General features: G+C 63.7%; 20 protein-coding genes. 11 read left to right on the plus strand and 9 right to left on the minus strand.

All coding sequences use genetic code 11. The features are described 5' to 3' along the window. On the minus strand, positions 1 to 1,467 hold the full coding sequence (locus AC5RTY_RS05030; RefSeq protein WP_494139146.1) for a CCA tRNA nucleotidyltransferase: 1,467 nt from the start codon (positions 1,465 to 1,467) through the stop codon (positions 1 to 3). 102 nt (positions 1,468 to 1,569) lie between these two features. Between AC5RTY_RS05030 and AC5RTY_RS05035 the strand changes: the two genes are divergently transcribed. The 6 genes from AC5RTY_RS05035 (at position 1,570) to AC5RTY_RS05060 (ending at position 8,142) form a co-directional block, all read left to right on the plus strand. After that, positions 1,570 to 2,094: an NUDIX hydrolase gene (locus AC5RTY_RS05035; RefSeq protein ID WP_493978228.1), complete on the plus strand. Its 525-nt coding sequence runs from the start codon at positions 1,570 to 1,572 to the stop codon at positions 2,092 to 2,094. 53 nt (positions 2,095 to 2,147) lie between these two features. Continuing rightward, on the plus strand, positions 2,148 to 3,848 hold the full coding sequence (murJ, locus tag AC5RTY_RS05040) for a murein biosynthesis integral membrane protein MurJ (RefSeq protein ID WP_494139147.1): 1,701 nt from the start codon (positions 2,148 to 2,150) through the stop codon (positions 3,846 to 3,848). A gap of 93 nt (positions 3,849 to 3,941) precedes the next feature. Next, entirely contained in the window at positions 3,942 to 5,474 is a 1,533-nt protein-coding gene (locus AC5RTY_RS05045) for an ABC transporter substrate-binding protein (RefSeq protein ID WP_494139148.1), read from the plus strand. 142 nt (positions 5,475 to 5,616) lie between these two features. Next, complete coding sequence (gene trxB / locus AC5RTY_RS05050; RefSeq protein ID WP_494139149.1) at positions 5,617 to 6,600, plus strand: thioredoxin-disulfide reductase; 984 nt, start codon at positions 5,617 to 5,619, stop codon at positions 6,598 to 6,600. A 23-nt stretch (positions 6,601 to 6,623) separates the two neighbouring features. Continuing rightward, positions 6,624 to 6,950, plus strand: a complete 327-nt coding sequence (gene trxA, locus AC5RTY_RS05055) for a thioredoxin (protein ID WP_493978232.1) — start codon at positions 6,624 to 6,626, stop codon at positions 6,948 to 6,950. Between the two features lie 4 nt (positions 6,951 to 6,954). After that, on the plus strand, positions 6,955 to 8,142 hold the full coding sequence (locus tag AC5RTY_RS05060) for an N-acetylmuramoyl-L-alanine amidase (protein WP_494139150.1): 1,188 nt from the start codon (positions 6,955 to 6,957) through the stop codon (positions 8,140 to 8,142). Positions 8,143 to 11,360: 3,218 nt separating this feature from the next. On the opposite strand, the gene AC5RTY_RS05065 is transcribed toward AC5RTY_RS05060, so the two are convergent. The 8 genes from AC5RTY_RS05065 to rpmH all read right to left on the minus strand — a co-directional run bounded on the left by AC5RTY_RS05065 (position 11,361) and on the right by rpmH (position 17,121). Beyond that, positions 11,361 to 12,638 (minus strand): ParB/RepB/Spo0J family partition protein, encoded by a 1,278-nt coding sequence (locus tag AC5RTY_RS05065; protein ID WP_494139151.1) that lies wholly within the window; start codon positions 12,636 to 12,638, stop codon positions 11,361 to 11,363. Positions 12,639 to 12,722: 84 nt separating this feature from the next. Continuing rightward, a complete protein-coding gene (locus tag AC5RTY_RS05070; protein ID WP_494065518.1) occupies positions 12,723 to 13,658 on the minus strand; it encodes a ParA family protein in 936 nt (311 codons plus the stop codon). A 250-nt stretch (positions 13,659 to 13,908) separates the two neighbouring features. Continuing rightward, complete coding sequence (rsmG, locus tag AC5RTY_RS05075) at positions 13,909 to 14,550, minus strand: 16S rRNA (guanine(527)-N(7))-methyltransferase RsmG (RefSeq protein ID WP_494065367.1); 642 nt, start codon at positions 14,548 to 14,550, stop codon at positions 13,909 to 13,911. 34 nt (positions 14,551 to 14,584) lie between these two features. Beyond that, positions 14,585 to 15,151 (minus strand): Jag family protein, encoded by a 567-nt coding sequence (locus AC5RTY_RS05080; RefSeq protein WP_494139152.1) that lies wholly within the window; start codon positions 15,149 to 15,151, stop codon positions 14,585 to 14,587. Next, positions 15,148 to 16,113, minus strand: a complete 966-nt coding sequence (gene yidC / locus AC5RTY_RS05085) for a membrane protein insertase YidC (RefSeq protein WP_494001197.1) — start codon at positions 16,111 to 16,113, stop codon at positions 15,148 to 15,150. Before yidC ends, AC5RTY_RS05080 begins: the two co-directional genes overlap by 4 nt. Further along, positions 16,113 to 16,457, minus strand: a complete 345-nt coding sequence (yidD, locus tag AC5RTY_RS05090) for a membrane protein insertion efficiency factor YidD (RefSeq protein ID WP_494065369.1) — start codon at positions 16,455 to 16,457, stop codon at positions 16,113 to 16,115. The genes yidC and yidD overlap by 1 nt, the downstream gene beginning before the upstream one ends. 50 nt (positions 16,458 to 16,507) lie before the next feature. Next, complete coding sequence (gene rnpA, locus AC5RTY_RS05095; protein ID WP_494139153.1) at positions 16,508 to 16,912, minus strand: ribonuclease P protein component; 405 nt, start codon at positions 16,910 to 16,912, stop codon at positions 16,508 to 16,510. A 71-nt stretch (positions 16,913 to 16,983) separates the two neighbouring features. After that, positions 16,984 to 17,121: a 50S ribosomal protein L34 gene (gene rpmH / locus AC5RTY_RS05100; RefSeq protein WP_127513203.1), complete on the minus strand. Its 138-nt coding sequence runs from the start codon at positions 17,119 to 17,121 to the stop codon at positions 16,984 to 16,986. 402 nt (positions 17,122 to 17,523) lie between these two features. Here rpmH and dnaA point away from each other — a divergent pair, with 402 nt between their 5' ends. From dnaA to AC5RTY_RS05125, 5 genes are all read left to right on the plus strand, one after another. Beyond that, on the plus strand, positions 17,524 to 18,966 hold the full coding sequence (gene dnaA / locus AC5RTY_RS05105) for a chromosomal replication initiator protein DnaA (RefSeq protein ID WP_494065519.1): 1,443 nt from the start codon (positions 17,524 to 17,526) through the stop codon (positions 18,964 to 18,966). Positions 18,967 to 19,484: 518 nt separating this feature from the next. Continuing rightward, complete coding sequence (gene dnaN / locus AC5RTY_RS05110) at positions 19,485 to 20,609, plus strand: DNA polymerase III subunit beta (RefSeq protein WP_494001329.1); 1,125 nt, start codon at positions 19,485 to 19,487, stop codon at positions 20,607 to 20,609. A gap of 31 nt (positions 20,610 to 20,640) precedes the next feature. After that, positions 20,641 to 21,567: a phosphogluconate dehydrogenase (NAD(+)-dependent, decarboxylating) gene (gene gnd / locus AC5RTY_RS05115; protein ID WP_494133121.1), complete on the plus strand. Its 927-nt coding sequence runs from the start codon at positions 20,641 to 20,643 to the stop codon at positions 21,565 to 21,567. Positions 21,568 to 21,577: 10 nt separating this feature from the next. Further along, complete coding sequence (gene recF / locus AC5RTY_RS05120) at positions 21,578 to 22,774, plus strand: DNA replication/repair protein RecF (protein WP_494139154.1); 1,197 nt, start codon at positions 21,578 to 21,580, stop codon at positions 22,772 to 22,774. Beyond that, positions 22,755 to 23,393, plus strand: a complete 639-nt coding sequence (locus tag AC5RTY_RS05125; protein ID WP_494139155.1) for a DciA family protein — start codon at positions 22,755 to 22,757, stop codon at positions 23,391 to 23,393. Before recF ends, AC5RTY_RS05125 begins: the two co-directional genes overlap by 20 nt. Positions 23,394 to 23,620 lie beyond the last annotated feature (227 nt).

Raw genomic sequence — 23,620 nt, forward strand, 5'->3', positions numbered from 1 at the left:
CTATGCCTGCTCCGCGTATTCCGGCTGCGTCCGCCACCAGGCCAGCAGTTTCGCTTCTGCCTCTTCCTGCGCCGCCGGGCCGTTCTCCAGCCGCTCTTCCAGCAGGAATTTGTAGGCGCGGCCGACCAGCGGGCCGGGCCGGATCCCGAGCAGCGCCATGATCTGGGCGCCGTCCAGGTCCGGCCGGACGGCGTCCATTTGCTCCTGCTCCTTCAGCGTGGCGATCCGCTGCTCCAGGTCGTCGTAGGCGAAGGCGAGCCGCTCCGCCTTGCGCTTGTTCCGCGTGGTCACGTCGGAGCGGGTCAGCCGGTGCAGCCGCTCCAGCAGCGGTCCGGCGTCGTTGACGTAGCGGCGCACGGCCGAATCCGTCCAGCCCGCCTCCCCGTAGCCGTAGAAGCGCATGTGCAGTTCCACCAGCCGGGAGACGGCCTTGATGGTCTCGTTGTCGAAGCGCAGCTTCTTCATCCGCTTGGCGGTGAGCTTGGAGCCCACCACGTCGTGGTGGCGGAAGCTGACCGCGCCGGAGGGTTCGAATCGGCGGGTAGCCGGCTTGCCGACGTCGTGCATCAGGGCAGCGAACCGCAGGACGAAGTCCGGACCCGGCACCGCGCCGTCGTCGTCAGTCTCCAAGGCGCAGGCCTGCTCCAACACGGTGAGCGAGTGCTGGTAGACGTCCTTGTGCCGGTGGTGCTCATCGATCTCCAGCCGCAGCGCCGCGACCTCCGGCAGCACGTAATCCGCCAGGCCGGTGTCCACCAGCAGGTCCACGCCGGCGCGCGGGTCCTTGCCGTTGATCAGCTTGGTCAGTTCGTCGCGGACGCGTTCGGCGGAGATGATCTCGATCCGCCCGGCCATGTCCGTCATCGCCTCCTCCACCTCGGGTGCCACGTCCACGTTGAGCTGGGAGGCGAACCGCGCGGCACGCATCATCCGGAGGGGGTCATCGGAGAACGACGCCGACGGCGCGCCCGGGGTGCGCAGCACCCCCGCGTGGAGGTCCTTGACGCCGCCATGCGGATCCACCAGTTCCAGCGACGGCAGCCGCAGCGCCATCGCATTCATGGTGAAGTCGCGGCGGAACAGGTCGTCCTCCAGGGACGTCCCGAAAGCCACCACGGGCTTGCGGGAATCCGGGTCGTAGGCCTCGGCCCGGTAGGTGGTTACCTCGATCATGTGCTGGCCCTTGCGCAGGCCGATGGTCCCGAAATCGCGGCCGATCTCCCAGAACTTGTCCGCCCACTTCCCGACGACGGCGATGGTGGCATCCGGATCGGCGTCGGTCGTGAAATCGAGGTCCGGGGAGACCCGGCCCAGGAACAGGTCGCGCACCGGTCCGCCGACCAGCGAGAGTTCGTGGCCCGCTGCCGCAAACAGTTCTCCCAGTTCGATCACGACGTCCGGCAACGGCAGGGACGGGACGTTGGAACCGGGTGCTGATGCGAACTGCGAACCAAAAAGGTGAACCATAGTGACTTAAGCGTGCCAGATGCCGGGCGCGATGTTTAACAAAGTCCCGCGGCTCGGCCCCGGCATCATCGGCCCGTAACAAAAATCGTTAGAGTGGACTGCATGGCACACCCGGTTCCGAGCGCCCCGAAGCGCACCCCGCTGACAGCGTCAGTGGGCAGCGCCGCGCCCGGACACCATTCCCTGCCCACCGTGGAGGAGATCTCGGCCGGCGGCGTGGTGGTCGATACGTCGACCCCGGACCTGAACGTGGCCATCATCGCGCGCTTTAACCGCGGCGGCCGGCTCGAGTGGTGCCTGCCCAAGGGCCACCCCGAGGGCCGGGAGACCAACGAAGAGGCCGCCGTCCGGGAAGTCGAAGAAGAAACAGGGATCAAGGGCCGCGTGCTGGCCACGCTGGGCAGCATCGACTATTGGTTCACCGTCAGCGGCCACCGCGTCCACAAGACCGTGCACCACTTCCTGCTCGAGGCCACCGGCGGCCTGTTGACCATCGAGAATGATCCGGACCATGAGGCAGTAGACGTGGCCTGGGTTCCGCTGGCGGAGCTGGGCCGGAAGCTGTCCTTCCCCAACGAACGGCGGATCGTGGACCTGGCCCGGGAAGTCCTGCCCGGGCACCTTTGAGCCCCGGCCGGATCCGGCGGTCCGGCCGTTTTCAGGTGAGAACATAGAGGACGATGTCCGAGACCCAGACCCCCTCCCCCAGCCCGTCCGTGCAGCAGCACAGCACAGCCAAGTCCAGTGCCATCATGGCGGCCGGGACCATGGTGTCCCGCGTTCTGGGGTTTGTCCGCACCGCTTTGCTGGCGGTCGCGATCGGCGCCAACACGACGATGGGCGACATCTTCGAGAAGGCCAACACCATCCCGAACATCATCTACCTGCTGCTGGCGGGCGGGGTGTTCAACGTGGTGCTGGTGCCGCAGATCATCAAGGCCAGCCAGAAGAGCGACGGCGGGGCGGACTTCGTCAGCCGGCTGCTGAGCCTGACGCTGCTGGTGCTGGCCGGGATCGCGCTGCTGGCAACACTGCTGGCCGCGCCGATCATCTCCGCCCTGACCCGCGGCTGGACGCCGGTCATGCTGGAACTCGGCACCGTCTTCGCCGTGTGGTGCCTGCCGCAGATCTTTTTCTACGGGCTGTACGCCGTGGTGGGCCAGGTGCTCAACGCCCACGGCCGGTTCGGCTGGTACATGTGGGCTCCCGCCCTGAACAACGTCGTCGCCATCGGCACGCTGGTGCTGTACATCGCACTGTACGGCCGGTATCTGCCCGGCAAGGACGACCCGGAGCTTTGGACCAGCGCCCAGACAATGGTGCTGGCCGGCGGCACCACGCTGGGCATCGTGCTGCAGGCGCTGATCCTGTTGTGGCCGCTGGGACGGCTGGGGATGGGCCTCAAGCTCAAGCTCGGCTGGCGCGGCATGGGCTTCGCCGCCACCGGAAAGGTGGCCATGTGGAGCCTGGCCACCATGGTCATCGCCAACACCGCGTACCTCTTCTACGGGTCGATCGCCTCCGGCGCCACGGCCGCGCGCGCCGAGCTGGCAGGGCCCGGCGCCTCGGTCCCCGGCGAGTACGCTCTGAATACCGCCCAACTGATCGCCATGCTGCCGCATTCGGTCTTCGTCCTCTCGGTGGCCACGGTGCTGTTCAACCAGTTGTCCCGCCAGCAATCGAGCGGGGCGGTGGACGACGTGCGGCATACCGTGAACTCGGGGCTGCGCACCATCGGCGTCGCCACCGTCTTCGGGGCCGCCTCCGTGGTGGTGCTGGCCGGCCCGCTGGCACGCTTGTTTGCCGGGTCGGGCCCCACCGCGGCGGCCTCCGCTGCGTCGATGGGCCAGGTGCTGACCATCCTCGCGGCCGGCATGCCCTTCATGAGCATCTACTTCTTCCTGGGCCGGGTGTTCTATGCGGAGGAAGACGCCAAAACGCCGTTGATCATGCAGGCGATCTGCTCCGGCGCGTCGGTGGTCCTGGCCGTGCTGATCGCCTGGTTGATCGATCCCACCCTGGTGGTCTACGCGCTGGCGCTGCTGTTCACGGTGTTCCACGTGGTCTCGGCGGTCCTTGCCCACTACTTTGCCCGCCGCCGGCTGGGCGACTACGGCGCGGGCCGCGTCGTGGATACCTACATCCGGCTCGGTTATGCCGGACTGGGCTCCGGGTTGGTGGGCGCAGCGGTCCTGTGGCTGTTCGGCGGTTACGCCAACGGCGGATTCGCCTGGCAGTCCATCGCCACCGCCATGGTGACCATCGCCGTCGTCGGACTGGTCATGGCCGCTGTATACCTGCTGCTCCTGCGCGCGCTTCGGGTCGAGGAGCTGCAGGACTTCCTGCGGCCGATGCTTAAACGGTTGCCCGGACGCGCCTGACAGAAGCGGGTATCGGGTCCGGCAGCGGATAGCATGGAAACCAAATTATCCAGTCACGGGCACCTGCCCAGGACATTTCGCCGGGAGGAACTAGTGCCGCAGCCAGTTGATGTGGGCATGCTGCTTGGTGGCCGTTACAAGGTCACTGCCCAAGTGCTTGCGTCCGCCGAGAACGATCTGGTCCTGGACGGCATTGACCAGGTGCTCAACCGGCCGGTCAGCATCCTGGTGGCAGCGCCGGAGAATGCCAGCCAGGTCGCCATGAGCGCCCGTGAGATAGCCACCGGCGAGCGGGCGGGCAACGTCCAGGTGCTGGACCTCGGCAATGCCGACGGATTCACCTACCTGGTGACCAACGAGGCCCAGGCGGCCGACCTCCTGGACCTGGTCATTCAGCAGGACGGGCCGTATGTAGAGCCCTTCTTCACCGACACACTCGGTTCGGAGATCTTCGGCCAGGCCCGTTCCACGGAGCCGGAGCCGTATGAGGACGAATACGAGTATGAGGACTACGACGAGGAGCCTCGCCAGAGCCTGCGCGAGAGGCTGAACAAGCTCGACCTGCCCAAATTGGGCCGGAACGGCGGCGACGGGACGTCCAAGCCCCGGTTCGGCGCCCGTCCTGAGGCCCCGGCCCGAGGCGCCGGGTCCGCTGCGGGAGCTGCGGCCGCCGCAGCATCTGCCGGGGCGGTCGTGCCGCCGCCGCCCTCCGCTCCCCCGGCCCCACAGGTCGCGAGCCCGGCCACGGCGCCGGTGTCGCGGCAGGCTCCGGCGGCCGGCCGGCCGGCTGCCGCTCCGGCTCCGGCTCCGGCAGACAAGCCCAAAGTCAGCTTGTGGCCCGGCGACGACGACAAGCCGGGTGTGCGGTCGGCCGGCATGTTCCCGTCCGCCGCCCGCACCAGCAGCGAACCCGCGGTCGATGACTACGAGTACGACGAATACGACGACGAAGAGCGCAACAGCCCGAGGTCTTCCAGGTTGCTGGTGGGCGGGTTGCTCGCCGTCTTGCTGGTGATCGCGATCGTGGTGGCCGTGAGCCAGCTGAATCTGTTCCGCGGCGGCCCGGTCGCCGACGGCTCGCAGGGCGGAAACGAAACCGCGGCCGCCGAACCGGCAGAGACGGGCGCGGCAGAAGAAACGTCGGCTCCGGCCGACGAAGTCGTCGAGCCGGTCATCGCCGGCCTCACCCGCCAGGTTCCGGACTTGCCGGAACTCGACGTGGAGAACGACGGCAAACTGCCCGAAGCCATCGACGGCAACCCCGCCACTTACTGGGCAAGTTACCAGTACGCGTCGGACCAGTTCGGCGGCTACGCCGGAAACATGGCGCTGGTTGTCGAGCTGGAAGAGTCCTCAAGCATCAGCTCGGTGGTATTGACCCAACTGAGCGGTACCGGAGGAAACTTCTCCGTGCTCCTGAACGATGAACCCACGTTGGACGGTGCCGACCAGGTCGCGCAGGGAAGCTTCACGGCACAAAAGACCACTATTCCGGTCCCTGAACAGGATGGCGCCGCGCCCAAAGCACAGTACGTCCTGATCAACTTCACGCAGTTGCCGAGGCTGTCCAACCCCATGGGCGGCATGCCGTTCGGCATCCGCATGGCCGAGATCGAAGTCTCTTAGCCCGTTCAGGGAGCGGCTGCGCAATAAGCTCGCCGGAATAAGCCGGGGGCACCCGCCGTTGAGACAAGTGCCGGGCTAACCGCCCCTTCGGGGTGGCCGGCCTTAGGGTTACGTCAACATCAGAGGAAGAGGTTCGCAGGCAGTGAGCACAGATACCACACCGTCCGTCCGCGACGTCATCATCGTTGGGTCCGGTCCGGCCGGCTACACGGCAGCTGTTTACACCGCGCGCGCCAATCTCAACCCACTGCTCATCGCCAGCTCCGTAGAGGCAGGCGGCGAGCTGATGAACACCACCGACGTGGAAAACTACCCCGGGTTCCCTGACGGCATCCTGGGTCCCGAGCTGATGGAGAACTTCCAGAAGCAGGCCGAACGCTTCGGCACCGAGATCCTGTTTGAAGACGTCACAAGCCTTGAACTGGAAGGTCCGGTCAAGAAGGTCACCATCGGCTCGGGCGAAACCTTCCTGGCCCGGTCCGTGATCATCTCCACCGGTTCCGCCTACCGGGAGCTCGGACTGCCGGACGAAAAGCGCCTGGCCGGCCACGGCGTCAGCTGGTGCGCAACCTGTGACGGTTTCTTCTTCAAGGGCCAGAACATCGCCGTCATCGGCGGCGGCGACTCGGCAATGGAAGAAGCCCTCTTCCTGACCAAGTTCGCGGAGTCTGTCACGGTGGTCCACCGGCGGGATACCCTGCGTGCCTCGAAGATCATGCAGGACCGCGCCCTGGCCCACGAGAAGATCAAGTTCGTGTGGAACTCGGAAGTCGTCGGGCTTGAAGGCGACACGAAGGTCACCGCGCTGAAGCTCAAGAACACGGTCGACGGTTCCGAGTCGGTGCTGCCGGTAACGGGCGTGTTCGTCGCCATCGGCAACGATCCCCGGGTCTCCCTGGTCAAGGACCAGCTGGAACTGACGCCCGAGGGCACGATCGCAGTCGAGGGCCGGTCGTCGCGCACCTCCCTGCCGGGAGTCTTCGCTGCCGGCGACGTTATTGACCCCACCTACCGCCAGGCCATCACCGCCTCGGGCAGCGGCTGTGCGGCTGCCATCGATGTGGAACACTATCTCGCTGAGCGCGCAGACACCCTGGCCGACGTCGCCGGACCCGCAACAGTCTGAATCGGTTGTAAAAGGAGAAAAGCATGAGCAACGCAAAAGATGTCACTGACGCTACTTTCGACGCGGATGTCCTGCAGTCCGCCAAACCCGTAATCGTCGATTTCTGGGCGGAGTGGTGCGGTCCTTGCCGCATGCTCTCGCCGATTCTCGATGACATCGCTGCCGAGCATTCCGACAAGGTAGAGGTCGTCAAGCTCAACGTGGACGACAATCCCGCCACCGCAGCCCAGTACGGTATCACTTCCATTCCAGCCGTCTATGTGTTCAAGGACGGCGCGGTGGCCGCGACATCCATCGGCGCCAAGCCGAAGCAGGTCATCGAGCAGGAATTCGCAGAATTCCTTAACTAGTCCGATGGAAAACGACGCTGCAGGCCAGAGCCTGCGCCGTTCAGACATTAGTCGACGCGTAGTAGCCCTTCGTGAAGGGCTACTACGCGCTGGCGTTTCCATGGCCTATTTGGCGCCCGATCAAGTAAACAACCCCACGGTCTTTGACGACCATGTAGATGCGGCCGTACGCACCTTCCAGCAGCACCGGGGACTGATGGTCGACGGCGTGGTTGGTCAGGAAACCGAGCGAGCCCTGGCGGAGGCGCAGTTCAAGCTCGGGGATCGTCCGCTGATATTCACGCTGGAAGCGTCGCCTCTTCGTGGCGATGATGTCACCGAGCTGCAGCGCCAGTTGTCGTTCCTCGGCTTCTACTACGGTCACATCGATGGCGAGTATGGCGAACGGACCTACCACGCGGTCCGCGAGCTGCAGTTAAATCTGGGGCTCGAACCTTCCGGCGTCGCGGATCAACAACTGACTGCCTCGATGGAACGCATTAATAGGACGATCAGTCCTAGCCAGGCGTTCTCGCTCCGGGATTACGAACGGCTCAACCAAGCCTCTGCGGCACTGCGCGGCCGGACTATCGCCCTCGCCCCCGGCGCCGGCGCAGCGCACTGGGCAGACAGCCCCGACGTTGCCTCCGGCAGTCGCCTGACCGAGAAGCTCGTCGCCGGGGACGTCGCCAGCCGAGTGAAGAAGATCCTGACCGAACTCGGTGCCAGCGTGGAAATCGTTGACAAGGAAACCGAAGCCGGTGGTTTGGACCGCACTTCGCTTATCAAGAGGTCCTCTCCGAGCTTGAGCGTTGCCCTCCACTGTGACTGGTTGCCGCAAGAGGCAGCCAACGGCGTCAGCGCGTTCTTTTGGGGCCGCCCTGAATCAGGTGAAGTCCGTTCTCCCATAGGGCACCGCGCCGGCGAACTTATCCTGAAGGAGATCGTGGCCCGCACCGGGTCTACCAACCTGGGTATCCACGGTCGAAGCTGGGATATCCTGCGGCTGCCCAGCACCCCCTCGGTGCAACTGGATCTCGGTTATTTGAGCAGCCCTTTCGACTCCCGTCGCCTCGCTGATCCTATTTACCGGCAGGTCTTGGCCGATTCCATTGTCATCGCCATTCAGAGGCTGTATCTGCTGGAAGAGGACGACGAGCCGACAGGCACGTTGGCGCTCGACGACGTCCTCCGCTTCAACCCAGGAACCTGACGCCCGATAGCGTCGCTCCCCTGTTTCACGTGGAGCGCCGGCGGTCTACATTGAACACCTGCGTTTTACGTGGAACCGGCTGGGCATCTTTTTCCTTGTCGGTCGTTTCACGTGAAACCCCCTCCCCCGCGAGCCATGCCGCCGAATCAGCACCCGCATTTCGCGCGGTCTGGGACGATCCAAAGGCATGACCGTAGCCGGCCCAGCAACGAACCAACGAGCGTAACCTGCTCATCAACTGCCCGACCCGCGCCTGACGCTGTTGGTTTCGGTGTAGCTAGAAATGGACGGTCCGCGTGAGCGCGTCAGAGTCGTCGTTGCTCCTCCGTCTTTTCTTGGCGCGTCGCTCCTGATAGCCGGGCAGGTGGAAAACCCTGTGACCGGGGTCGACCCCTCCCGGCCACAGCTTTGCGAGTAACAACAACCGTCGGACATTTCCCCAGGTCCAAGCCGACCGCCTCTTGTCCGGCCTGTCCTTCAGGTCAAGAGACAACGACGAAACCAAGCGGGGGCTCGGGACCCGCATGGTTCCACGTGAAACCTCGGCATCCAAGGGCCGATTTCGTGTCTAGATCACTGTCGCACTTGCACTGAATAGCACGCCCGCTTTCACGGTCCGGGTCTCGGTGGATGCCGGGGTCGCGGCTACGTGCCTGGTCAACGGCCTGGGCTGTTGTTTATATCTAAGTGCGTCAAGAAGCGGCACCGCGGCCCCACTTTCAGTGGACCGGCGGATCATCTCTTGTGACATGGAGAGGGACTAAGGCACCCGAGAACGAATCTGGGAAAGAATCCGCGCAAACCATATCGTTGGCGTCAGCACGAAAGCCGCGCTGTAAGAGAGTGCGTCGGCCAGCCAAGCGGTGCCGCTGCGAGGATTCCTAGCTGCGGGCCTCCGCACGCGTATTTGAGCAGCGGGATCGCCACTCCGGTCTAACGCGACGCCAACGCTTTTGGCAGCACACGTAGAGATCGATCCCTTCATCCCCAAGGGGGGTGCTCGCTCGATCTCTCGGTTTCTGCCGGTCCGCCTCTGCCAACCTGCTGTTCAGCACCGTCGGTCAACGGAGCTTTCGTCGCGACACGACTGTCCTCCATATCAGCGCCTGGTGGGCCGGCCCCATCCTGAGCCCGATCGGGTCCGGCGGCTGTTGAGGCGCCGGGAGTCCTGAGTGTTTCACGTGGAACCCCACGTCTCATCCGATCGGCACCGGCATGTTGTGGCCTCGGGAGTCGGGTTTGGACGTCTAAAGCCAGTTTGGGTCGTTCCACGTGAAACATACGGGCTCACTCCTTGGACCAGAAGCCCCACAGCATGCAATGCCACGTGCCAGCCGCAACTCGGACGAATGCTGCCGCGGCAGTTGGCCACTGTTTATGCGTCGCAAACACAGAGCTCTCCCCAACAAGAAAGGGGGAGCTCCATGCGGAGGCTTCCGGCAGGATCAGTCGGTGGGCGTTGCGCCTGTCCACTGGTGTTGCCTGCGGCTAACGTCCGGGGTATGAGTCGAAGCTAGCTGTGGATCCTTGCCTCGCCCAACACATAGCCCGCAAAAACCCAAGGCCCGCCAAACATGTGGATCCTGTCGCCGTGCGCACGAATCGGCCTCCCCAGCAGGAGCAGGCACTCGACCGGTCTCCTAAGCGCAGACGAGGACTACGTGCCCTTGATGCTCCACTTGGCGCTCTTGCTCTACGAGCCCCCAGATTCACGTAAAACACGCAAGCCAGCTCTGAGAGCGAGCAAAGATGGATCCCAAAACCGCTCCTGTTGTCGGATTAACGCAGCGCCTGGGTCCCGTCCGGTCAGCGATGGAGATGGCGTGCCGACCCTCCCCTACTTGTGGGACGGCGCTCCTCGGCTTGCAGCGATGCGCTACCGCCACGAAGGCGGTCCGCAGTGACGGGCGTGGCCGGTGTAGGCAGCTACGCATCGTCCAGAAGAGTAGAACTACTGTGCAAGTTTCACGTGAAACACTTCGCTCCGTCGCTCCGGCGCTTGAGAGAACCGGTGGGCCTCGCCTACCGCAGCACGTTCAGGAGTAGCGGCTCCCTGTCCCCCCACTGCGCGATGGTCCCCCGCAAAGTCCGGCCCGAGAGGTTAGGCCCATGAAGTGCATACCGCTGCCCACTGCCTGCATTTCATACATGCGCGTCTTGGAGCTATCGTCTTTGCACTAGGAGCACCGCCAACCCTGCACGCGTTTCCTCCCAGGATTGGCCAGCGAAACAAGGAGCCCTAGGCCTCAAGCGGCGCGCACTATTTGGCAGTAGTAGCGGCCAGAGGAGGCACCCGCCATGTGCATGCGGGGCCGGAGCTGGGGCACTCAGATCGTCCACCTGCGCCCGGAGCCAAAGTTTCACGTGAAACACATCGGTCCGCCGTTAGGCTGAGCCAGCACGTTTCTCTGCTGCCTTGGTGAGTCACGGGCGAAAGTCGTCCTTCGAGGCCAGAGATAGACGCCACACAGTGACGGTTAGCCACCGCCGCACCGACCTTGCCGCGCCACACCAGAACTAACAGCCGCGGGTACTGAACGTACATTTCCCATCGTCGGACAGCAGGTGCCTAGAGACTCTGCGAGGTCCCTGTCTTACTTGCACCCGCAAAGAAGTTGTGCGTGCAGATATTTAGCGCCCTTACGGGTTGAGAGATGAAGGCTCCAGCCAGCCATCCGCGACATCCTCGGAGACAGATGCACATGAAAATGAGCAGTAAATTCTGCGTCCCGGTGAGTCTTCACCCCTCGAAGCCCGGAGGACCGAGGTATCGTTGCCCCACGTCGCGCCTCAGTTTCACGTGAAACACCTTGCTTCAGATCAGCCACTGAGGGGGGCACCGGTCATGGAAACCACCGAGAAAGCCTTCCCCGGGGAGCACCGGAGACGGCACCGGCCCCGGGCACAGTGCCACGACCGGCGTCGCCTCCGGGAATAATTACATTTAAGCGACGATCCCTACCCCTAGGTGGGAAAGCGGACCGGGCGCCCCTGCCCTTCCCACATCCCGCGTCACTAGCGCCGCTGCAAGTCGCCGGTCCGGCCCAGCTAGTGCAAGCCTCCTGGCAGGATTGGTCCGCCACGGCTAAGCGCGGCCATTCCCTCGTGCTTGCCTTAGCTGGACGCCTGGCGGTCGGTTTCCAGATGCCCTTGGATCTCACCAAAGCAATGGGCTCCGTCCTTGCGGAACGGAGCCCATGTTTCACGTGGAACGAAGGCTAGGGCGTCGCCGGGTTCAGCACGTCCATGATGCGGTTCAGGTCATCGACGCTGGCAAACTCGATGCTGACGCGGCCCTTCTTGGCCCCCAGGGTGATCTTAACGCTGGTGTCCAGGCGGTCCGACAGGGAACTAGCCAGATAATCTAGCCGTTCGTGCCGAGCTCCCTCACGGGGCTTGCTTTCCCGTTTGGGCCGTCGCACGCCGTCGCTCAGGGAAACGATCTCCTCGGTCGCCCGAACGGAAAGGCCCTCGGCGACAATCTTTTGCGCCAGCTTCTCCATTTCTCCAGGATCAGTGAGTCCCAGGAGGGCGCGCGCATGACCAGCGCTCAACACGCCGGCAGCAACCCGCCGCTGCACCAGCGGAGGGAGCTTCATCAACCGCAAAGTGTTGGACACCTGTGGCCTTGACCGACCGATCCGATCCGCAAGCTCATCATGCGTGCAACCGAAATCATCAAGCAACTGCTGATAGGCCGCAGCCTCTTCCAGCGGATTCAGCTGGCTGCGGTGCAGGTTCTCAAGCAGGGCGTCCCGTAACAGGTCATCGTCGGAGGTGGACCTGATGATCGCCGGAATCGTTTCCAGGCCAGCAGCCTTGGTGGCCCGCCAGCGGCGTTCGCCCATCACCAACTCGTACTGTGCGCCACCGTCATCGGAAGGACGCACAACGATCGGCTGGAGGACGCCGATCTCACGGATCGAATGCACCAGCTCCGCCATGTCTTCCTCGTCGAAGACCGTGCGAGGCTGTTTGCGGTTCGGCTGGATCGCGGTAACGAGGACTTCGGCAAAGGTGGCCCCGGGGACCTCGACCAGGTCGGCGCCCGTCGTTTCACGTGGAACAGATACTTCTGTAGGAGCCGAGGGAGCTCCGGCGCCGTCCCTGCCGACGGGATCTGCCGCCACCTTAGCGGAAGGGTGCGTTTCGCCGGCAGCACCATTGCCATCGGCCCGGGAAGAATCGTCCTTCACAGATTTCTTAGCCGCCGGTTTCTTGCTGCCAGTGGTCGCAAGCTTGCGCGGGGCCCGCAACACTTCGGCTACCTGCGCGGCACTCGATCCGGTTACGGTCTCGGAGTCAGTCGTCGTGAGGACGGCGGTGTCCCCTTCTTCCCTCCGACTGGAAGCGGGAAAGAAAACGTCTACGGGTCGCTGAGTCCGACGTTTGACGGAGGCTTCCTGCCCCTCGGTTGACTCGGTCTCCTCTGGGGCCGGAGCACTGGGTATCAATGCGCCCAAGCCTCTTCCCAAGCCGCGACGTTTCTCACTCATCTGGACCCTCTTCCGTCATGCGCCGAGCTAGCATGCAAATGCTCGCTTAAGGCGTAATTCTACCGTTGCAGTACGGCTTCACAGCTACTTGCCGCGCTCGGCGATTTCGGCTGCGGCCTCCTGATAAGAAAGGGCCCCGCTGGACGACGGATCATAGGTGATCACCGTCTGCTGGTAACTCGGAGCCTCCGAGATGCGAACTGAGCGCGGTACGACCGCACTCAAGACTTCGTTCGGGAAATGCTCCCGCACTTCGGCTGCCACCTGAGCTGCGAGGTTTGTTCGTCCGTCGTACATGGTCAGCAAGATCGTAGAAACAACCAATCCAGCGTTGAGGTGCTTCTGGATCATCTCGATGTTCTTCAGGAGCTGGCTCAGCCCCTCCAAAGCGTAGTACTCGCACTGGATGGGAATCAGTACCTCTTGGGCGGCGACGAAAGCGTTAACTGTCAGCAGTCCCAGGCTGGGCGGGCAGTCGATAAAGACATAATCCAGCCGGGGCAGCCCTGCCGTCTCACGTTCCTGCGCGTAAACCTCGATGGCCCGGCGCAGGCGCTGTTCACGGGCCACCAACGAGACCAATTCAATCTCGGCTCCGGCCAGGTGAATCGTGGCGGGTGCGACGATGAGATGGGCTATATCGGGGCATTGAGCAATCACGTCCCCGAGCGGCATATCGTTGATCAGCACGTCGTAGATGCTGTCAACGTCAGCGTGGTGCTCGACCCCGAGCGCCGTTGACGCATTGCCCTGCGGGTCGATATCGATGACCAGGACGTTCAGGCCGGCCGTAGCAAGGGCAGCAGCGATATTGACCGTTGTCGTGGTTTTGCCGACCCCGCCCTTTTGGTTGCTGACTGTCAACACCCTGGTGTGGGCGGGCCTGGGAAGCTCTTTGGCCTTCAGCCTCTCACGCCTGCGGTTTTCGCTCGCCAATTCCTGGGCGAGCGGTGTGCTTTCGTCAATCGAATCCATAACGTTTGAAACCGTAGCCTCTATCTTCATGTCGGAGTTGGCTATCTCAGCCTCGTTCCCAGGGGAAGTTTCACGTGAAACAGGACCGCTATGGGGGATAAGCGCAACCGTATTCGGTTGTTCAGCCACTCCGTGTCGCGACGAGCCTTCGGCTTCGGTCCCGGTGAAACCCGACACCGTGTTGTTGATCGCCACTTGGATTCCGCCCGCTTTCACTGTCCGCCACCGGCCTCTCCTAGCCTATCGTTGCGCGGCCGGATTCCCGGGGCGTTGCATGGGTGTGTGGGGGAATAGGTCACGCATCAACACGGATGCGGACTACCGTCGTCGGCTCTTCCAAGAGATCATCCCCGACGGTCAAGACCTCTGTTTCTCGGCCGCCGAGCTTCCTAATGACCTTTTCGGCCTTCTGGACCTCGTCAGCTGCGCTGCGGCCCTTGATTGCCAGCATTTCGCCCGTGCCATGCAACAGTGGAATTGAGAGGCGGGCGAGCTTGTCGAGTGCCGACACCGCTCGAGACGTCACGACGTCAGCTGTGACGTCGTCCCCCGCCAGCTCTGCCCGCGTCCGCAGCACCGTGACGTTGTCGAGCGCGAGATCCTCAATGACCTCGTTGAGCCAGACAACCCTTCGTTCCAACGGCTCGATCAGGGTCAAACGCAAGTCCGGTCGCGCCAACGCGAACGTCAGTCCAGGCAGGCCGGCCCCGCTTCCGACATCCGCGACCGCGGCGTCGCGCCCTATCAGGTTGGCGACGACGGCGCAGTTGAGGACGTGCCGGTTCCACAATCTCGGGACTTCCCGGGGGCCCAGCAAACCCCGTTCGATCCCTGAAGTGGCCAGATGCGCAACGTAGCGCTCCGCCAGGCCCAGACGTTCACCGAAAACCATGTGGGCAGCTTTGGACTCCGCCACAGTCATTTCAACTACCGACATACCTCTGCCTATCAGACCAATCCGCCGGACATGATCAGGACTCTACCGACACCACGATGTGGCGGTTGGATCCTTCGCCCTCGGATTCACTGATCAGGCCTAGCTCGGCAACCGCGTCATGGACGATCTTGCGCTCGTACGCGCTCATCGGCTCGAGCGCTACATCGCGGCCCGTCTCCTTGGCTTCGGCGACGGCGTCTTCAGCGATCTTCTGCAGTTCTTCGCTGCGGCCTTCGCGGTAGCCAGTGATGTCCAAGACCAGGCGGGAACGGTTGCCGGTCGTCGTGAGAACCGACAACCGGGCCAGCTCCTGCAAGGCTTCGAGGACTTCGCCATCCGGTCCCACGAGCGCCCTGAGCGCGTCGTTGTCTTCCTCTTCGGAGACGATCGAGATGTAGGTGCGGCCGTTGCGGACCTCGATGTCGATGTCCCCATCGATATCGGCGATGTCGAGAAGCTCCTCAAGGTAGTCCGCAGCTACGTCTCCTTCTTCTTCCAGACGCTTGGCAGAATTCGAAACAGCTTCCTCCTGCTGTTCGTCCGCTGCGGCCGCTTCGTCGGGAAGTTCTTCAGTCACTTCGGATACGCTTTCGCTGCTCATTTTTTCTTCCTGTTCTTCCGCTGTGGCTGCTGGCGCTGGCCTTTCACCTCTGCCGGGGAATCGGCCGCCGGCGCCTCGGTCTTCCGCTCGCCCAGCAGCGGTACCATCGGCAGGCCCTTCTTGGCACGGCGTTCTGCCAGTTCGCGGGCAGCCTGCGAACCCGGAGTGGGCATGCGCCGGATCACGAAGAACTGCTGTGCCATGGTCCACACGTTGGTGGTTGTCCAGTAGATCAGCACACCTATGGGGAAGTTGATGCCGCCGATGCCGAACACGAGAGGCAGGATGTAGAGCATCATCTGCTGCTGCTTCATGAACGGGGATTGCATTGCTTCGGCGGACATGTTCTTCGCCATGATCTGCTTCTGCGTGATGAACTGCGAGGCAGTCATCGCCAAGATCATGATGATCGACAGGATGACCACGGCGACCTGCTGCTCGCCCCCGCCGCCGTGCAGGAGGGATGCGGAAAGCGGCGCACCGAAAATGGACGAGTCGTCGAACTGACGGATGAGTTCGGGCGACAGGGCGCCAATGCCCTCGCCGTTCTCGCTGGCGCGCGATGCGTTGTTCAGCACGCTGAACAACGCGAAGAAGAACGGCATCTGCACCAGCATCGGCAGGCAGGCCGAGAACGGGTTGGTGCCGTGCTTCTTGTACAGCGCCATCTGCTCCTGCGTCATGGCCTGACGCGACAGCTGGTCGGTCTTTCCCTTGTACTTCTGCTGCAGCTTCCGGAGGTCGGGCTGCAGTGCCTGCATCCCCCGCTGGGCCTTGATCTGCTTGACGAAGACCGGAATGAGGGCTGCGCGGATCACCAGCACCAGCCCGATGATTGAGAACGTCCACGTCCAGCCGTTGGCCGGGTCCATCCCAAGCCAGGAGAAGCCGGCGTGGAAGGCCCACAGGATCCCGGAGACGACCCACGTGAACGGGGTCAGGATGGTGTTTAAGAAGTCCATTACTGATTTGCTCCTCGGGCCGCGCCGCGGCCTTCATCGTCGGCCGGAATAAGTGGGTGGTTAAGCTCCACGATCCGGGGGATTCTGGAAGGGTTCTCCTGCAGCCACAGGTTGAAGGATACAGACGCCGGAACATGATCCACGCCGCCGGGGTTCCATGGGTGGCAACGGAGCAGGCGGCGGGCGGCCAGCCAACTGCCCTTGGCGGCGCCGTGGACCGTCACTGCTTCCAATGCGTACGCGGAACAGGACGGGAAGAAACGGCAGACCTGGCCGTACAGGGGCGAAACGAGTTTGCGGTACACCCGCAGCACGCCGATCAGCGCATACTGCAGGGGACTCATGGTCCTCCTGGGCACGGCGGCATGGGCGGGAACCGGTACGGCACGGGCACTCATTCGGCTCTCCCCTTCTCTCCGTGCGCAGCTTCCGTCATGGCGGTGCGCGTTAAGGTCAATTTGCCGAGGGCGGCCTTGAGAGCCTTCCGGTAATCCAGTTCCAAAGCGTTGAAGTCTGCGTCGGCAGCTGCCGGAAGGGCCCGCACAACCACGGTGATCCCTCGGGAATACCCATTCTCCCTTAAGCCGGCTGCTGCCAGTTCCCGCAGTCTCCTTTTAACGCGGTTGCGCATGACGGCGTTCCCGACGGCCTTCGAGACAATAAAGCCAAAAGATGCCGGTCGGGCCGGGTCTGCTGCCGCCGCATATAACACTAAGTTCCGGCGCCCTGAGCGGGCGCCGGAACGTACAGTTGTTGAGAAGTCCGCCGATGTGCGCATCCGGTGCTGGCTGGGAAGCATGTGCTACCCAGCCCGCCGAAACACGCCGCTGCGGGAACTGAACCTCACAGCCGGGTCGACAAACTGGCTATTTAGGCCGACAGTTCGGTGCGGCCCTTGCTGCGGCGTGCGGCCAGAATGGCGCGGCCGGCGCGAGTGCGCATGCGAAGGCGGAAGCCGTGCTTCTTGGCACGACGGCGGTTATTCGGCTGAAAAGTCCGCTTGCTCACGGTGGTTACTCCAAGACGATCGACAGATGCGGTTGGACCCATTGCAACAAGGGGGAAGAACAGGTCGGCGCTCTATATGGGGTCTATTCCATTGCCAGGGGCGTTGGACGCACAAGGACAACAAAGTAGACATGAAGGACTAGTCAACGTTAGGCGATGGCGGCGAGTACCGTCAAACCGGCCCTCTCCGCACCCGGGCGTTTCCGTGGATAACCCCTGTGGACAACTCCACGCCAAAGCCGCTTTGGGCGGCCGGAGCTCCTCCCTAAAGCGACGTCCACAGGGGCCTGGATCCCAACTGTCGTCCAGCAGATTCATGCTCTACTCTTGGCAGGAGCCCCTTATCCACCGTCTGTGAATAAGTCTGTGGATTTCGGGCGGGCTGTCGGCAAATGCCGAAGCATGCTGAGCATTTCTGAGGGGTACTACGTGGACACGGACCAGATAAATGACGTCGGAAGTTCCTGGCGCAAAGTGGTCCGGACGCTGGAACAGGACGACCGTGTCTCCCCCCGGCAGCGTGGCTTCATCGTGTTGGCGCAGGCCAAAGGCCTGATCGGTACAACCCTGCTGGTGGCCGTGCCCAACGAACTGACACGCGAAGTCTTCCAGTCGCAACAGCTCAAAGACCCTCTGCACGACGCCCTGTTCGAAGTCTTCAAGGACGACATTCTCTGCGCTTTCAGCGTCGACACGGATATGGCTCCGCAGGCGGAACCGGAACCTGAACAGGAGCCCCGCCCGGCCCCGGCCGTCGTGCGCAGCGAAGCACTGCCCCAGCCGGCGGCGCAGGCCGCTTCCCCGGAACTGGGCAGGCTCAACCCGAAATACATTTTTGACACCTTCGTCATCGGTTCCTCCAACCGCTTTGCCCACGCGGCGGCCGTCGCGGTGGCCGAAGCGCCGGCCAAGGCCTACAACCCGCTTTTCATCTATGGCGACTCGGGTCTGGGAAAAACCCACTTGCTGCACGCCATCGGGCACTATGCGCGCCATCTCTACAACAGCATCCGCGTCCGGTACGTGAATTCGGAAGAGTTCACGAATGACTTCATTAACTCCATCCGCGACGATGAGGGCGCCAGCTTCAAGCAGCTGTACCGCAACGTCGACATCCTGCTGATCGACGACATCCAGTTCCTGGCCAACAAGGATGCGACGCAGGAGGAGTTCTTCCATACCTTCAACGCCCTCCACAACCACAGCAAGCAAGTGGTCATCACTTCCGACCTGCCGCCGAAACAGCTCTCCGGCTTCGAGGAACGCATGCGGTCCCGGTTCGAGTGGGGACTGCTGACCGATATCCAGCCGCCGGAGCTGGAGACCCGTATTGCGATTCTGCGCAAGAAGGCCATCAGCGAGGGGCTGTCCGTCCCCGATGAGGTCCTCGAGTACATCGCCTCGAAGATCTCCACCAACATCCGCGAGCTCGAGGGTGCGCTCATCCGCGTCACTGCGTTCGCCAGCCTGAACCAGCAGGCAGTGGACATGGGTCTCGCCGAGATAGTCCTGAAAGACCTGATCACCGACGAAGGGGCACAGGAGATCACGTCGGCCACGATCCTTGGCCAGACCGCCGCGTACTTCAAGCTCAGCATGGAGGAGCTGACCAGCAAGTCCCGGACCAGGACGCTGGTAACTGCCCGCCAGATTGCCATGTACTTGTGCCGCGAACTGACCGACATGTCCCTGCCGAAAATCGGCCAGGAACTCGGCGGCCGCGACCACACGACCGTCATCCACGCCGACCGGAAGATCCGTGAGTTGATGGCCGAGCGTCGAGCCATCTACAACCAGGTCACGGAGCTGACCAACCGCATCAAGCAGCAACAGCGCGAAAGCTAGCTTCCCCGGCGGCTGCGGCGGCCCTGCCGGGTACTACACCGGTGAAATTAACAGGTGTGGATAAGGTTGTGGATTCTTAAGTGGACAACCCGAGTCCTTAAGAGGAAAAGTACCCTGCCCCCTGTGGACGCCCGAAATTACAAGGATCTGCGTCCACAGGCTGTCAGTGCTTGCCACGACCGCCCTGCACATCTTGTGAACACCCAACTTCGGCTCAGGCACAGGCTGTACCGGGGTTTTCCACAGTATCCACAGCAGTTATTAACACTACGAATCCCATTTATTGATGTTCTTCCAAATAACATTTGACCCTGTTCCGGTTCCCACGCATCGTGCCGAATCGGCCGATCAGGACCTCTGCGCACTCTCGGTGCGCAATGACGGTTGCTGCGGCTAAGCTTGCACAGAGAATCGTTGCCATCTGCTTCAACCTGGTGTTCGCAGTCCCACTCGCTGCACCCCGGCCAGACGCAGGCGGTCTTCCCCGGCATGTTCGTTGTGAAAGGTGGCTTACTTCAGTGAAGTTCAGAGTTGATCGGGATGTTCTGGCGGAAGCCGTGACATGGACAGCCCGTTCCCTGTCACCACGTCCGCCTGTCCCCGTTCTGTCGGGCCTGCTCATCCGGGCCGAAGGCGGCATGGTGAGCCTTGCCAGCTTCGACTACGAGATTTCAGCCCGTCTCCAGATCCCGGCAGACGTCACTGAAGAAGGCACCATCCTGGTCTCCGGACGCCTCTTGGCGGACATCTGCCGAAGCTTGCCGTCGGCACCTGTCGATATCGAAACCGACGGTTCGAAGGTTGCCCTCACCTGCCGCAACAGCCGGTTCAACCTCGCCACCATGCCCGAAGGCGATTATCCGGAACTCCCTGCGCTGCCGGAAGTCAGCGGGGTCGTCGATGGAGAGGCGTTCGCCCAGGCCGTGAGCCAGGTAATCATCGCGGCCAGCCGCGATGACACCCTGCCCATCCTGACCGGCGTCCGGATGGAAATCGAAGACGACCTGATCACTCTGCTCTCCACCGACCGCTACCGCCTGGCCCTCCGGGAGCTGTCCTGGCGTCCGGCCACACCGGGCATTTCCACGAGCGCGCTGGTCAAAGCCAAGACTCTGAGCGAAGTAGCCAAAACGTTGGGCGGCTCCGGCGACCTGAACATCGCGCTTTCGGACAACAGCGAACTGATCGGTTTCGAAAGCGGCGGACGCCGCACCACCTCGCTGCTGGTGGACGGCGACTACCCCAAGATCCGCTCACTGTTCCCGGACAACACCCCGATCCATGCGACAGTCGAAACGACCACACTGATCGAAGCCGTCCGCCGCGTGTCGCTCGTGGCCGAGCGCAACACCCCGGTCCGGCTGGCCTTCACCGACGGTCTCCTGACCTTGGACGCGGGAACCGGCGAAGACGCCCAGGCGTCCGAGGCGATCGAAGCGTCGCTCTCCGGCGACGAAATCACCGTCGCCTTCAACCCGCACTACCTGTCCGAAGGCTTGAGCGCCTTTGACAGCAAGTACGTCCGGTTTTCCTTCACCACGCCGCCGAAGCCTGCGGTCATATCCGCCCAGGACGACCTCGAGGGCGACGACAAGGAAGACTACCGGTACCTGCTCATGCCGGTGAGGTTGCCCAACCAGTAATACCCCGCCGACCCATGGACGAGAGGAAAGAGTGACTCGGATGCACATCGGACTGATCGGCTTGGGCCGGATGGGTTTCAACATGCGGCAGCGGCTCCGGGACGGCGGCATCGAGGTAACCGGCTATGACCGGAACCCGGAGGTCAGTGACACCGCGACCGTTGACGAAATGATCCGGGCCCTGCCGGTTCCACGCACCGTGTGGGTCATGGTGCCCGCCGGTGAGGTCACCGACACGGTCATCACAGAGCTGGCCGGCAAGCTCTCCGCCGGAGACCTGGTGATCGACGGCGGCAACTCGAAGTTCACCGAAGACCAAAAGCACGAAGCCCTCCTGGCCGAAGGCGGGATAGGTTTCATTGATGTCGGCGTATCCGGCGGCGTCTGGGGCCTGGCGAACGGTTATGGCCTGATGGCCGGCGGAAGCGCCGACCTTGTCCAGGCAGCGATGCCGGTCTTCGACGCGTTGCGGCCGGAGGGCCCCCGGGAGGAAAGCTTCGCCCACGTGGGCGACGTCGGCGCCGGCCACTACGCCAAGATGGTGCACAACGGGATCGAATACGGGCTGATGCAGGCGTACGCCGAAGGGTACGAACTGCTGGAAGCCAAGGACATCATCAAGGATGTTCCGGGCACCTTCCGGGCCTGGCAAAAGGGGACGGTGGTCCGGTCCTGGCTGCTGGACCTGATGGTGAAGGCCCTCGACGAGGATCCGGGGTTGAGCCAGGTCAGCGGTTACGTCGAGGATTCCGGTGAAGGCCGGTGGACTGTCGAGGAGGCCATCGAACACGGTGTCCCGGCCCCGGCCATCACCGCCGCCCTGTTCGCACGGTTCGCGTCGCGCCAAGACGACGCGCCCGCCATGAAAATGGTGGCTGCCCTCCGTAACCAGTTTGGCGGACACGCTGTCAGAAAGCCCGCACAAGACCAGGCCGGCCCCCGCAACGAGTCGAAGTAGCTGTAACGCATTGTTTGTTGAATACCTGTCCCTGACCGATTTCCGCACCTACCCGCAGCTCGACATCGCCCTGAAGCCCGGCATTACGGTGTTTGTCGGAGCCAACGGGGTCGGCAAGACCAACATTGTCGAGGCCATCGGCTATCTCGCGTCGCTCTCGTCACACCGGGTCAGCAATGACGCACCCCTCATCCGGTTCGACCAACCGCGTTCGCTGGTGCGGGCACGGGTGGACCGCGGCGGGCGCAGCACCTCGCTGGAACTGGAAATCACTCCGGGCAGGGCCAACAGGGCCCGGATCAACCGAGCCAACCCCGTGCGTGCGCGGGAAATTCTCGGGCACCTGCGCACGGTGCTCTTCGCCCCCGAAGACCTCGCGCTGGTCAAAGGCGACCCGTCCAACCGGCGCCGCTTCCTCGATGAGCTGCTGGCCAGCCTGGTTCCGCACCATGCGGCCACCCGCAGCGATTTTGAACGCGTCCTCAAACAGCGCAATGCCCTGCTCAAATCGGCGCGCGCCAGCGGACGGTTCACCGCCGCCCACGAAGCGACCTTGGAGGTGTGGGACCAGCACATGGCACAGGCCGGGGCCGCCCTGCTGAAGGCACGGCTGGAACTGGTGGACCTGCTGCAGCCGCACCTGGACGCGGCGTACGCCGCCCTCACCGATGGCTCCAAACATGCGGCCGCCGTCTACCGCTCCACCATCCACAGCCAGCTGTCGGATGACGGCGAGGTGGAGAACGACGGCGGGGCGGGCCTTCCGCCGCTGGCAAGCCTGGGAACGGCCGAACTGGCGGAACTCTACCTTGCCGCCTTCAAACAGCAGCGCAAGCGGGAAACGGAGCGGGGCATCTCGCTGGTGGGGCCGCACCGCGATGAGGTGGAGCTGCTGCTGGGACAGGCACCGGCCAAGGGCTACGCCTCGCACGGCGAAACCTGGTCCCTGGCGTTGGCCCTCCGGCTGGCCTCGTACTACGTCTTCTGCGACGACGACGCTACGCCCGGCGCGACTCCCGTCCTGATCCTGGACGATGTCTTCGCCGAACTGGACAACCAGCGTCGGTCAAGGCTCGCGGGCATCGTGGCCGGGGCGGAGCAGGTGATCGTCACTGCCGCGGTGGCCGAAGACATCCCCGACGCGTTGGCGGGGGAACAGTTCATGGTGGTGCCGGGAGGCGTGGCCAATGGCCAGGAAACCGCCTGACCGGGACCGGCCGCAGGAGCCGGCAGAGCCGGCGGGACGGCGGCCGGGCCTGCCCGATCCGGCGGTGCCTCCCCCGCCCGCGGGACCGGCGGGAGCGAAGCCGTCCCGTGACGAAGGAGCTGTCGAAGACCTGGACGCCGCGAAAGCCGTCCTGAACCGGGTGCGCCTTGCAGCGGCGGCCCGCGGCGACGTGCGCACGAGGGCCAACAGCCGCCGCCGCGCATCCCGGGGGGCGCGGCCGTCCGCCGGCCCGCAGGACTTCGGCCGCGACCCCCAGGGCTTGGGGCGCGTGTTCGACCGGTTTGTCGCGGAACGCGGCTGGAACTCCCCGGTGGCCGTCGGATCGGTCATTTCGCGGTGGGATGAATTGGTCGGCGCGGACATCGCCGCCCACTGCCGGCCGGAGAGCTTCGAGGAAACCACGGTGCAGGTCCGCTGCGACTCAACGGCTTGGGCCACGCAGCTGCGATTGCTCAGCAGTGCCCTGCTGAAGCGGTTCGACGAAAAGCTGGGCCCCGGCGTCGTCACTAAAATCCAGGTGCTGGCGCCGGCAGCGCCCAATTGGCGCAAGGGCAAGAGGTCCGTTAGCGGCCGCGGACCGCGGGACACTTACGGCTGATTTCGCCCCTCGCGGGAGGCCGGCCGGAAGCAGCCGGCACCGGCTCGCTTAGACGGCGTGTAGGACGCTGGAGACGTCCGCGGACATACACGGTCCCATCGGGCACCCGGCGGCGGCGTCAAAACCCGGTTTCCGTGCCGCATAGAGCCATGTTCGTGCAGGATTCACCGCCCTGACACGGTAGAATTGACTAGGCGGCGCCCGTCCTCTATCCGGAACGGCGCCGA

The sequence above is a fragment of the Arthrobacter sp. Y3224055 genome, from assembly GCF_059090825.1.

Excerpts from the sequence above, each read along its gene's own strand:
- AC5RTY_RS05030 (WP_494139146.1), bottom strand. The coding sequence starts at position 1,467 with ATGGTTCACCTTTTTGGTTCGCAGTTCGCATCAGCACCCGGTTCCAAC.
- AC5RTY_RS05035 (WP_493978228.1), top strand. The coding sequence starts at position 1,570 with ATGGCACACCCGGTTCCGAGCGCCCCGAAGCGCACCCCGCTGACAGCG.
- murJ (WP_494139147.1), top strand. The coding sequence starts at position 2,148 with ATGTCCGAGACCCAGACCCCCTCCCCCAGCCCGTCCGTGCAGCAGCAC.
- trxA (WP_493978232.1), top strand. The coding sequence starts at position 6,624 with ATGAGCAACGCAAAAGATGTCACTGACGCTACTTTCGACGCGGATGTC.
- AC5RTY_RS05060 (WP_494139150.1), top strand. The coding sequence starts at position 6,955 with ATGGAAAACGACGCTGCAGGCCAGAGCCTGCGCCGTTCAGACATTAGT.
- AC5RTY_RS05065 (WP_494139151.1), bottom strand. The coding sequence starts at position 12,638 with ATGAGTGAGAAACGTCGCGGCTTGGGAAGAGGCTTGGGCGCATTGATA.
- rsmG (WP_494065367.1), bottom strand. The coding sequence starts at position 14,550 with ATGTCGGTAGTTGAAATGACTGTGGCGGAGTCCAAAGCTGCCCACATG.
- AC5RTY_RS05080 (WP_494139152.1), bottom strand. The coding sequence starts at position 15,151 with ATGAGCAGCGAAAGCGTATCCGAAGTGACTGAAGAACTTCCCGACGAA.
- yidC (WP_494001197.1), bottom strand. The coding sequence starts at position 16,113 with ATGGACTTCTTAAACACCATCCTGACCCCGTTCACGTGGGTCGTCTCC.
- yidD (WP_494065369.1), bottom strand. The coding sequence starts at position 16,457 with ATGAGTCCCCTGCAGTATGCGCTGATCGGCGTGCTGCGGGTGTACCGC.
- rnpA (WP_494139153.1), bottom strand. The coding sequence starts at position 16,912 with ATGCTTCCCAGCCAGCACCGGATGCGCACATCGGCGGACTTCTCAACA.
- dnaA (WP_494065519.1), top strand. The coding sequence starts at position 17,524 with ATGCTGAGCATTTCTGAGGGGTACTACGTGGACACGGACCAGATAAAT.
- AC5RTY_RS05125 (WP_494139155.1), top strand. The coding sequence starts at position 22,755 with ATGGCCAGGAAACCGCCTGACCGGGACCGGCCGCAGGAGCCGGCAGAG.